Annotated in this window: 8 protein-coding genes; all 8 read left to right on the top strand. The window is 71.3% G+C overall.

The features are described from left to right. Positions 1–1,277 (top strand): ATP-binding protein (locus ACYF6T_RS39340; protein WP_461702746.1); only part of this gene is annotated, 1,277 nt, incomplete at its 5' end. Continuing rightward, positions 1,268–1,603, top strand: coding sequence for a hypothetical protein (locus ACYF6T_RS39335; protein ID WP_461702744.1), 336 nt, complete (start codon positions 1,268–1,270; stop codon positions 1,601–1,603). The genes ACYF6T_RS39340 and ACYF6T_RS39335, both read left to right, overlap by 10 nt. Then, positions 1,600–8,301 carry an eCIS core domain-containing protein gene (locus ACYF6T_RS39330; protein WP_461702742.1) on the top strand — a complete coding sequence of 2,234 codons (6,702 nt, stop codon included), beginning with the start codon at positions 1,600–1,602 and terminating at the stop codon, positions 8,299–8,301. The genes ACYF6T_RS39335 and ACYF6T_RS39330 overlap by 4 nt, the downstream gene beginning before the upstream one ends. A gap of 30 nt (positions 8,302–8,331) precedes the next feature. Then, entirely contained in the window at positions 8,332–9,039 is a 708-nt protein-coding gene (locus ACYF6T_RS39325; protein WP_461702740.1) for a hypothetical protein, read from the top strand. Continuing rightward, entirely contained in the window at positions 9,036–9,719 is a 684-nt protein-coding gene (locus ACYF6T_RS39320) for a hypothetical protein (protein ID WP_461702739.1), read from the top strand. Before ACYF6T_RS39325 ends, ACYF6T_RS39320 begins: the two co-directional genes overlap by 4 nt. A gap of 9 nt (positions 9,720–9,728) precedes the next feature. Then, positions 9,729–10,082, top strand: a complete 354-nt coding sequence (locus tag ACYF6T_RS39315) for a hypothetical protein (protein ID WP_461702738.1) — start codon at positions 9,729–9,731, stop codon at positions 10,080–10,082. Beyond that, positions 10,075–11,214, top strand: coding sequence for a hypothetical protein (locus ACYF6T_RS39310; RefSeq protein WP_461702737.1), 1,140 nt, complete (start codon positions 10,075–10,077; stop codon positions 11,212–11,214). The genes ACYF6T_RS39315 and ACYF6T_RS39310 overlap by 8 nt, the downstream gene beginning before the upstream one ends. Before the next feature lie 36 nt (positions 11,215–11,250). Continuing rightward, positions 11,251–11,787, top strand: a complete 537-nt coding sequence (locus ACYF6T_RS39305; protein WP_461702736.1) for a phage baseplate assembly protein V — start codon at positions 11,251–11,253, stop codon at positions 11,785–11,787. Positions 11,788–11,794 lie beyond the last annotated feature (7 nt).

Genomic DNA, 11,794 nt, shown 5'->3' with positions numbered 1-11,794 from the left:
TCGGGCTCTACGCCACCAGCGCCGAGGACGTGCCCACCGACCCCGTCGAACGCGACCGGCTCGCCCGGCTCTGGCAGCGCGAGGCGATCCTGCTGCCGGCCGCGCTGCTCGTCGAGGTGGGCGACGTCGACCGCGACCAGCGGGCCGCGACCGAGGCGTTCCTGGCCTCCGCCGCGGTCCCCGTGGCCGTCTCCGGCGAGGACCCGCTGCGCACCGAACTCTCCCACGGCGCCCGGGTGGCCGTACCCCGCCTCGACGACGAGGAGCAACTCGACCTGTGGGCCGACGCGTTCGACGACGTCGACGTCGACGAAGGCGAACTGCGTTCCCTGGTCGCCCAGTTCCAGCTGCCGCCGCACGTCGTGCGCTCCGCCGCCGCCACCGTACGGCGCCGGCTGCCGCACGAGGACGAGCTGGACGCCGCCGAACTCGCCTGGCGGGCGGGGCTGGACGAGGCCCGCGTCGGCATGGACGGCCTCGGCCGGCGCATCGAGCCACAGGCCGGCTGGGACGACCTCGTGCTGCACGAACGGCAGACGAGCGTCCTGCGCGAGATCGTCGCCCACGTACGGCAGCGGGCCACCGTCCACCAGGAGTGGGGTTTCGCCGCCACCCTGCGCCGCGGCCTCGGCGTCACCGCCATGTTCGCCGGCGGCTCCGGCACCGGGAAGACCCTCGCCGCCGAGGTCATGGCCGGGGAGCTGGGCCTGGACCTGTTCGTCGTCGACCTCTCCCAGGTGGTCAGCAAGTACATCGGCGAGACCGAGAAGAACCTCCGCCGCGTCTTCGACGCCGCCGAACGCGGCGGCGCGCTGCTGCTGTTCGACGAGGCCGACGCGCTGTTCGGCAAGCGCAGCGAGGTCAAGGACAGCCACGACCGGTACGCCAACCTGGAGGTCAGCTATCTGCTGATGCGCATGGAGGCCTACCGGGGCCTGGCGATCCTGACCACCAACATGAAGAACGCCCTCGACACGGCCTTCCTGCGGCGCATCCGCTTCGTCGTCGACTTCCCCTTCCCGGCCGAGCACGAACGCGCCGAGATCTGGCGCCGGGTGCTGCCCCCGCAGGCTCCCGTCAAGGACATCGACCCCGCCCTGCTGGCGCAGCTCACCGTGGCCGGCGGCTCGATCCGCAACATCGCCCTGTCCGGGGCCTTCCTCGCCGCCGAGGAGGGCGACCGGCTGCAGATGCGGCACATGCTGGCCGCCGCGCGCACCGAGTACCTGAAGCTGGAGCGCTCGCTGACGCCGTCGGAGGTGCGCGGATGGGTGTGAACCGCTTCCCGATGCCGTCCGCGGACGGGTTGTCCGCCAACCGGGCACCGGCGGCCCGGGTTCCGGAGGTTCGCGTCGAGATCGGCGAGCTGGTGCTGGACGGTTTCCGGGTGGACCCGGAGCGGGTGTCGGCCGCGTTCGAGAGCGAGCTGACCCGGCTGGTGCGCGAGCACGGGGTGCCGCTGGCCGCGCACGGCGCGCTGAGCGTCGACGCGCTGTCCGGCCTCGCCCCGCTGCCCGCCGGACTGTCCGCCCGCCGCCTGGGCCAGGAGCTGGCCCGGGCCGTCCACGAGGGGCTGAGCGGGCACGGGGAGGTGACGCGGTGAACTCCCAGGCGCAGGACGCCCGTGCGGAGCAGGCGGCCGAGCAGCGGCGGCGCAAACGCAAGGAGCGGGCCGCCAAGTCCCGTACACCCGACCCGAAGAACATCGTCAGCGGCGCCGGACAGCCCCTCGACCCCGGACTGCGCCGCGAGCTGGAGGAACAGCTCGGCCACGACCTCGGCCGGGTACGGCTGCACACCGGCCGGGACGCCGGGCAGCTGACCGAGCTGCTCGGCGCGGACGCGGTCGCCGTCGGCCAGGACGTCCTCTTCCGCGAGGGCGCCTTCCGGCCCGGCACCGACGAGGGCCGTCGGCTGCTCGCCCACGAGCTCCAGCACACCGTGCAGAACCCGCACGGCCTGGGCACCCTGCGGGCCGGCCGCGAGCTGGGCGCCGTCAGCCTGCCGCACCAGCCCGTCGAGCGCGAGGCGGAGGCCGCCGCCCGGGCCGCCGTACAGGAGGAGCCCGCCGCGGAGGTGGAGGAGGGCCGGGCCACCCCCGGCTGGCTGCGCTACACCACCGTCGACGCCGACCGCATGCGCGCCGAGGCCATCGACCCGGCCACCCTCGTCGACCGGCTCGCCAACTCCCTCGTACGCTCCCTGCGCGGCGACCCCCAGGACCTCTCCCAGCGCACCCGCCGCCAACTGGCGGGTATGCCGGCCGAGTTGCTCGACGGCGTGCTCGCCCGTCTGGAGGACCGGATGCTCGCGCCCGAGCACGACCGCGTCCTGGACCTCGTCGACGAGATCGAGGCGTACGACGACTTCGCCGAGGACCGCGTGGAGCGCGACGCCCACGACGCTCCGCAGATCGAGCCCGACACGGCGGAGGAGGTCCGCGCCGAACGCGAGGACGCGCACCGCCGGGCCGCCGACGAACGGGCCGACCGGGAGCGGCCGGCGAGCGCGCCCGGCCCGGAGAAGGAGCACGCCGAACGGCAGGGCGCGCCCGGCAGCACGCCGCTGAACGGCGGCACGCACGAGGAGCGGCAGCGGCAGCGGCGGACGCAGGCCGAGGCGGGAGTACGGCGGCAGCCGGGGAGCGGGGTGCCCTCCGGCGGGGCGGTGGCCGAGGCTCCGGCGCGCGGGACCGGGGCCGCCGTGCCGGGGGCACGGGACCAGGTCCCGGCGCCTTCCGGTTCCGGTGCGGCGGCGCGGCAGCGGGCGCAGGAGACGCCGGCTGCCGGGGCGGCGACGCCGGGGGAGGCCCAGACGGATTCCCAGACCCGGACGCAGGCTGAGTCCGAGGGGCAGAGTCAAGCGGCCCGGTCTCAGGAGGCCGACAAGGGCGGGGGCGGGCAGGAGCAGCAGGGCGGCGGCAAGGAGGCGGCCGGCGAGCAGGGCGTTCCCGCGCCCGCCGCGGAGGAGTCCGCCGCGCGCAACCGGCCCGGCGTCGCCGAGCAGTTCGTCGCCGGCCGGCAGGTCTCCGAGGAGGACAAGCGGGGCTCGCAGCAGCCGACGGGCGCGCCCGCGCCCGGCCGGGACGTCCCGCTGCCCACGCCGGTGAGCAGCCTGGAGGGCGTACGCGGCCAGGACCTCGACGGCCCGCAGGAGGCGGCCGACGAGGAGGGCGCGGTCTCCGACAGCACCTCGGAGGTGGAGGTCGGCGGCGCCGAGCCGAGCGCCTGGGACGTCACCCTCCAGCCGGAGGACTTCCTGCCCGCGCAGGACCCCGACCTGTCCGGCGTCCCGACGGCGGACCAGGGCCCGGACGCGGCGGCCGGCGCGTCCGTCCCGGACCTCCCGGCACCGCCGCCGACCCGGGCCGACCAGGTGCAGGCGGAACGGGACGCGGAGGACGCCGAGGACGAGGCGGCGGACGCGGACGTGGTGGACGCGACCGCGGACACCGGGGCCGCCGAACCGTCGCCGGCCCCCGTGGCGGTGGGCGGCCCGGGCGACACCCTGCTCGCCGGCCTGGCGCCGCAGGAGAGGGCGGGCGGGCTGCCGGACTCGGGTGCCGTCTCGAAGGACCCGAAGAGCGGCGACGACCCGAAGGCCGGGCCCGTCACCGCGCAGACGACGGTGCAGCAGGCGCCCCGGCCGGACGGTGACCGGGCGGCGCAGGAGGGCGCGGCCAAGCAGGAGAAGGGCACGCCGGCCGCGGGGGAGCGGGGCCGGGCCGCGCAGGAGAAGGGCTCGCAGCAGGCTGCGGGCGGTACGGCCGCGGCGCCGCAGGACGCCGGGCGGCAGGCGGCGCCGCGGGAACAGCAGCAGCCCGCCTCGTCCCCGGCCGCCGGCAGCGAGCGTACGGCCGACACCGCGGCGCCCTCCGCCGCGCGGGACTCGCAGGTCACCGGCGGCTCCAACGCGGACCGGCCCGGCAGCGCGACCAGCGGCGCGCAGAGCGGGGCGGCACCTGAGCCGGACCGTTCCACGCCGGAACCGTCCACGCCGGCGCCCGCGCCCGCGTCGGCGCCGAAGGCGGCCGTACCGACATCCGCCGCGTCCGCGTCCGCCGCGTCCGCGTCCCGCGCGCCGTCGGCCGAGGACGCGGTCGGCGCCGCCCCGCAGCCCGAACGGGCCCCGGCCACCCCGAGGGCATCCGCGTCCCCCGCCCCGTCCGGCGGTGTCGCCAGCAAGCCGGCCGGCCGGGGCAAGGGGAAGAAGGACACGGCCCCCGCCCCGAACCTCTCCCAGGTCTCGCCCGAGGCGGGCCTGAGCACGGCCGCAACGCTCAAGCCCCACAAGGCACTTGAGGCGATGGGCGGAGTCGGCGGCGCGGTCGACCGCAGCGTGGGGGACGAGCACAAGCAGCTCGCCGCCGCGCCGCCCGCCATGCAGCGCCCGGCCGGTGCCCCGCAGACCCTTCAGGGCAAGCCGAAGACCGACGCGCCCGCGCGGTACTCCCAGGACCCGGCGCAGAAGTCGGAGGCTCCCCGGCAGGAGAACGCGCAGGTCACCGGCGCCAAGGAGCCCCAGGGGCCGATCGAGGCGGAGAAGGCGGAGGAGCCCAGCGGCTGGCAGACCTTCAAGATGGCCCTCGGCTTCGGCATCGGCTGGCTCGCCGAGAAGCTCGGCTTCAAGGTCGACAAGCAGGAACTGGCCGCCAAGTTCGCCGGGCTGCCCACCAAGGACGAGGCCCTCAAGCAGGCCCAGGCGGGCAACGCGCCGGGCGTGCAGATGCAGGGCGCTGCCCAGCAGACGTCCGACGAGCAGGGCGGTGCCGTCGACGCGAAGGGCCAGGAGACGGTCGACACGGCGCGGGACGACGCCGGCCGGTCGATGGGCGAGAACCAGGTCTACCCCGACGCTCCGCAGGAGGAGTTGAAGGGGAAGGTGCCCGGCGCGGACGGCGCCAAGGGCGCGGCGCCGGGTGCGGCGACCACGGGCGCCGTACCGCCCGACGCGGCCTCCGCGGTGGCCGAGCACGACAAGGGGGCGGAGTTCCAGGCGGCGTTCAGCCAGGGCCAAAAGGGCATGTCGGCCGGCCGCCAGACCAAGGACAAGGACTTCCGCGACTCACAGGACAAGCACCGCCGCCAGGTCGACGGGGAGATCGACAAGAACACCCGGGACCAGGCGGGACAGCGGACCAAGGCCCTCGACGAGGTCACGGCGCAGCGGGCCGACTGGCGCAAGGAGCAGGACCAGGCGCTCAAGAAGCTCGGCGACAAGAAGAACGACCGCACGGACAAGGTCCGCAAGGACGTCCAGGACCGCGAGAAGAAGACCGACGACGACGTCACCCGGCAGAAGACCGACAGCGACAAGCAGATCAAGGACAAGGGCGACCAGGCCGAGACGGACGCGAAGAGCAAGGCGGACGGCGCGGCCCAGGACTCGGGCAACTGGCTCACGAAGGCCTTCGAGTGGATCAAACAGAAGGTCATCGAGATCAAGAACGCGATCGTCAGGATCATCCGCGACGCGCGGGACGCGGTCGTCGGCTTCATCAAGAACTTCAAGGACACCGTCGAGCGCTGGATCAACGAGGCCCGCGCGTTCATCGTCGACACGATCAAGAACCTCATCGAGGACCTGATCGCGTTCGCGGTGGAGATGGTCCGCGAGATCATCGAACTGGCCGCGCGCATCCGCAAGTTCGTCACCGACCTGATCGCGGCGGCGATCGCCTTCGTCACCCGGCTCGCGGCGCGGCTCAAGCAGATCGTCACGGACCTGCTGAACCAGCTCGCCAAGATGCTCAGCGACATCCTGAACATCCTCAAGAAGATGCTCATGGACGTCGTGAAGTCGGTCATCGACGCGGTCAGGACGGTCCTCGACTACGCCTCCAAACTCCTGGGCGCGCTGGGCGAGTTCATGATGATCGCGATCGACTTCCTGGACGACCCGGGCGGCTGGCTGTCCGGTGCCAAGAACTCGGCGGTGGACGGGGCGAAGCACCACCTGTTCCGCGAGGTCCAGGCCGCGGTCAAGCAGTGGTTCCAGTCCAAGATCGAGGAGATCATCGGCGTACCCAAGGCGATCATCGAGAAGCTGATCAAGGGCGGCTTCTCGCTGGCACGGATCGTGAAGGAGACCTGGGACGCGATCGTGCCCCAACTCCCCTTCATCATCGGTGAGATCGTCATCACCAAGGTCGTCGCGAAGTTGATCCCCGGGGCCGGCTGGGTGATGGCCGTCATCGACGCGATCCGTACGGCCATCGGCGCCCTCGGCGCGATCCTGCAGGCCATGGGCGCGGTCCTGTCCTGGCTGCGCGCGGTCCGCCAGGGCGGCGCGGGCCTGCTGTTCGCCAAGGCGGTGGCGGCCGGCATCGTCGCCCTCCTCGAACTGGCCTACCAGTACCTGCTGAGCGCGATCGGCAAGTACGTCGCCAAGGTGGGCCGCCGGTTGAAGGGCATCGCGGCGAAGCTGGGCCGGGGCGGCCGCGAAGGCGGGGGCCCGGGCAGGCGCCCCGCGGCCGGCACGGAGGAAGGGGACGCCCCGCGCGGCACCCGCCCGGCAGAGCAGGCCCCCACGGCGACACGGCCCAAGGAAGCGCCGTCGACCAGGCCGAAGAACGACACCGACACCCCGGCCCGCCCCAAGCCGGCGGAGCCCTCCACCGCCCGTCCGGCGAACCGCCCCGCCGACACCCCCTCCGCCAGGCCGGACACCCGCCCCACCCCGGCGGCGAAGCCCAAGCCGAAGCCGGAGCCGAGGCCGAAGCCGACCAGGGACGAGACCCCGGCCCGCCCGAAGCCCGACCAGGACCGCACCGGGCCCAGGGGCGACCAGAAACCCCCCACCGGCAAGGAGCCCGAGCCGACCAGGCCGAAGCCCACCGACCAGGACACCCCGAACCGGCCGAAGGACGCCCAGACCGACACCACACAGCCCAAGAGCAAGCCGGCCCAGGACACCGACCGGCCCCGGAGGCCCGGCGACACCAAGGACGAGACCCCGAAGACCCCGAAGAACGGCAGGGACGACGACCCGAAACGCCCCAAGGGCGGGAAGGACGAGGACCCGAAGAGGCCGAAGGACGGCAAGGACGACGATCCGAAGCGGCCGAAGCCCGACGAGAACGACAAGCCGCGCAAGCCGAAGCCGGAGGAGCAGGGACCTCGACGGCCCCGCAACAGGCACGACAAGCCGGGACCAGGCAGGCCCAAGTCGAAGCAGGACAAGAAGAAAAAGAAGCAGGAGGAGGACCAGGGGGGCAAGAAGAAGAGCCGTCTCACCGACGCCGTGGACCGGATCAGGGCCATTCTCACCAGACTGCTCAAGCCCGGCCTGCCGCGCCCCGTGCACCAGGCCGTCCTCGCCGGCTTGCGGCGGTGGTACCGCCTCACTTCGCTGGAGAGGCGGCAGACAGGAAAGGCCTCGTTCGAGGTGTGGGCGAAGGTCAACCCCGAGGAACGAGTCATAGAAGGTTTCCCGGACACGCTGAACGACTACCTCAACACATGGGACCTGCCTCGCCCGGAGATCACTCCGACCCCGCAGAACGGGGTGGCGCCGGGACAGGACACCAACGCGCGCTATGTCAATCCCGAGTACGCGCGGGCGTTCGGCAGGCCGCCGAGCGGACAGTTCACGTATGGATTCGCGTATCTGGAAAACCTGTACAAGCACACCAGCAACCCTCCGCAGTGGGACCGGATGCACCTCATCCCCCGTGAGGTGGGCGGACCGGCGAAGACATCGAACTTCGTGCCCGCCAGGAACGACGACAACGCCGCGTTCTACCGCACGATCGAGAAGTACGCTGCTCAGGCATTCGGTGAGAAGAACGAGGACGAGCCTCCGATTCCGGGCTGGTACAGAATTCAGCTGACGCGCTACTCGGGTCCCAGCCCCGCGAGCCTGCCGTATCCGTACGGTCAATACCCGCGAGGATTTCCCGAGACGGTTCAGGCCGAGTGGGGTCTTTACCGGCGACGGGGTGACGGGTCGAGCAGGAGCCGGTCGGACTGGATGAAGCTCCCGGCCGAGCAGAGTGCCACAAAGCATTTCAATCCACCGCCTCCCACCGCTGCCAGAGATCTCAACCCGGTCAATGTGAATCGGGACTCCGAGGCGGATGTGAAACGTGCCTTCGGCAGGGTGACGAAGTTGTTCATGGAGGCGTTCATGAAGCTGAGGGAAGAGGCGCCTCCCGGCACCCAGGCGTTCCATGACATCGCCGACATGCGGAGGAAACTGTCTACGTTCAAATCGGAAAACGGGAAGAGCCTCTACTCGCTGGAGAGGACGATGGCCGTCGTGGAGGAGCGCTTCAAGCAAGGGTTCTTCACCTTCCAGTAGTCCGTACCAGCCAGGAAAGGCCCGCAGACCATGAACAACCTGACCGAAAACGAGAAACGGCACGCAGCGTCACTGGTGGCCATCCGTGAACAGCCGCTCCTGAACGCGCGGTGTGGCAGCATCGAAGAACTGGCCGAACCTCTCGAAGACCTTCTGCCTCTCTACGAACACAACGAGGACTGGGACCAGGTCCTACTGGACGAAGACATGACGGGGTGTGCTCTGCGGTTCACCGATCTCGGTGCCCAGTGGGAAACCACCGGCGGTCTGCCGGAGCTGTATGGCGAATACCGCCTTCTGCATTTCTATGACGTCTTCGAACAGGACGGCGGGCCCGCGCCGATGCCTGACGCCACTGATTTTCAACGCAAGTTCCTCTCGGAACTGCGCAGCTTCGACACGACACCACGCTCCGGGGCCGGCATGATGTCCTTCATTCGCATGCAGCCGGGCACCAGCCCACTGGAAATCTGGTATCAGGATATCGCGGATATCGGCGAAGACCCTTATCCGTCGGGCTTTTTGAAGATGGACATCACCTATTGCCAGTACCTCGACGCTCTGTTGCTCACCAAGGGAACCTACGGCTGGCAGTATCTCTACACGGACATCTCGTTGCGCGGCAGCGGCAACCAGAGCACGGTCACCTATCTGAAACGCATGCTGGAGGTATTCCCGGAGATCTTTCCCCAGCATGACTACAGCGTGCTGCGTGACCGTCTGGAGGCCCGTCTGTGACCCGCTACGCCGACATACCCAAACCCATCCGCTCCGGCATCGTCGTTCTCGACCCCGATCGCGGCACGCCCCAGCGCATCATCGTGCTGCAGTTCAATCCGGACACCCTGGAGCGGAGTATCGCTCCGCAGTCCGCCGGGGACAGTGGTGACAGTGCCGGTGGGGGAGCCGGGAGCGGGGATCGGAACGAGGCGCTTCGGCTGAAGGGGCCCGCTCAGGAGACCTGGAAGTTCACCGCCGAGATCGACGCCACCGACCAGTTCGAGATCGCCGCCCCGGACGGTATCCACCCGCAGCTCGCGACCCTTGAGATGCTGGTGCAGCCGACCACCGCGCAGCTGCGCGCCGCGAGCCGGCTGGCGCAGAACGGGACCATCGAGATCAGCCCGATCGAGATGCCGCTGACGCTGTTCACGTGGGGGAGCAAGCGGGTGATGCCCGTGCGGCTGACCGAGCTCTCCGTCAACGAGTCCGCCTTCGACGTCGGTCTCAATCCGATACGGGCCTCGCTGAGCATCGGCATGAAGATCCTCACCGTCAGCGACCTGCCCGCCGGACACCGCGGCGCGGACCTGTACATGGCGCACCTCGCGCAGAAGGAACGACTCGCCGCCGCCCGGGGCGGCAGCCTCGGCGCCCTCGGGCTGCCGGGCGCGGACGTACTGAGTGGAAGGGGCTGAGCGACCGCCATGGCCGACATCGAGTCGTACGAGAGCGCCCTGGGCGACATACCGGGCGCCCATCCGTATGCCAGGACCAGCCGGTACCACGACGCCGAGATCGGGGTGTACCGAGGGCAAGACGGGACCGAGGTCCGGTACGTCAAGCGGCGGTTGCTGCCCCCGCTGGACGCGCGGGAGACCCGGGACCACGTGGTCGGCGCCGGTGAGCGGGCCGACCTGCTCGCCCAGCGGTTCTTCGGCGACCCCGGCCAGTGGTGGCGGATCGCCGACGCCAACCCCGTACTAGACCCACGGGAGTTGACCGACGAGCCCGGGCGGGTCATCGCCGTCCCCGAGCCCGGAGGCCACCCGCGTGTCTGAACAGCCCGTGGGGCAGGGCCCCGTCCACGTCACGCTCCTGATGGGGCCGAAGCTCGCCCGCCCCGTCCCGCCCGAGGTGACCGAGGCCCTGCTGTCCGCCCAGATCACCGCGACCGCCGGCGAACGCAGCGGCTTCCAGCTGGCCTTCGACCTCACCAAGAACGGCGTCATCAACCAACGCCTGCTGCCCGAGGGGTTCTTCGACCCGAAGACGCGCCTCATCGTCACCGTCAGTGTGCGCGGCACCACCGACGTCCTCTTCGACGGGCTCGTCGTCCGCCAGGAGGTCGGCGCCAGCAACCAGCCTGGCCACTCCACCCTCACCGTCACCGGCGAGGACCTGACGCTGCTGATGGACCTGGAGGAGCGCACCGCCCCCTACCCCAACCTGCCGCCCTCGCAGCGGGTGCTCGCCATCCTGCGCCGCTACTCCGACTACGGCATCCGGCCCGACGTCTACGCCGAGAAGATCGCCCAGCCTCCCCACCAGGACCTGCGCGTGCACTACCAGACGGGCACCGACCTGCAGTACGTCACCGACCTGGCCAAGGCCAACGGCTACACCTTCTATCTGGAGCCCGGCCCCAACCCCGGCCAGTCCTCCGCCCGTTGGGGACCCGAGGTCCGTCTCGGCATCCGCCAGCACGCCCTCAACGTCAACATGGACGCCCACACCACCGTCGACCAGCTGACCTTCGCCTACGACGGCACCGCCCGCGAGGAACCGCAGGCCCGCTGGCAGGACCCGGGCACCCGGCAGTCCACCCTGCTGCCCCAGCCGCCGATCAGCCCCCTGCGCCCGCCGCTGGGCCGCCGGCCCACCCCGGCGCTCAAGCGCCGGACCCTGTCCGGCACCGCCAAACAGCAGCGCGAACAGGCCGAGGCCGAACTGCTGGCCCGCGCCGCCGTCTCCGCCGACGTCGTCTCCGGCTCCGGCTCCCTCGACGTCAACCGGCACGGCTACATCCTGCAACCCCGCCAACTCGTCGGCGTACGCGGCTCGGGACGGGCGTACGACGGCGACTACTACGTCAAGTCCGTCACGCACAACCTGCGCCCGGGCTCCTACCAGCAGAACTTCACCCTCTCCCGGGAGGGCCTGGAGGCCCGCAGCGACTACGTCCGGCCATGACCACCGCAACACCCCAGCGATCAGGAGCAGTTCAGCATGGCGGCAGCCAACCAGCGCTATCTCGGCAAGTTCCGCGGCCGGGTGGTGGACAACGACGACCCGCTGCGCATCGGCCGTGTCACGGTCGAGGTCCCGGACGTCCTCGGTGACGAGCCGTCCACCTGGGCGCTGCCCTGCCTGCCGTTCACCGGACCGGAGTCCGGCCAGTTCGTGGTGCCGCCGCCGGGCTCCGGGGTGTGGGTGGAGTTCGAGCAGGGGGACCCCAGTTTCCCCGTGTGGACCGGGTGCTGGTACGGCACCGCCGAGGAACTGCCGCCCGACGCCCGCCGTGAGCTCCAGTCGAACTCGCCGAACAAGCCGGTCGTCGTGCAGACGCCCGGCGCGCACAAGATCGTCCTGAACGACACCGCCGGCGCCGAGCAGGGAATCCTGCTCCAGGCTCAGGGCGGCGCGTACATCCGCATCACCAGGGACACCGTGGTCATCGCCAACGGCGCGGGGGCCGAAGTACTGCTGCACGGGGACCAAGTGACCATCAACCAGGGTCAGTTGACCGTGCTGTCGAAGCGATAGAAGACGG

The organism is Streptomyces sp. 7R007 (assembly GCF_054850255.1).
Note: the sequence above shows the minus strand (reverse complement) of the source record. Positions and strands in the feature narration are given on the sequence as shown.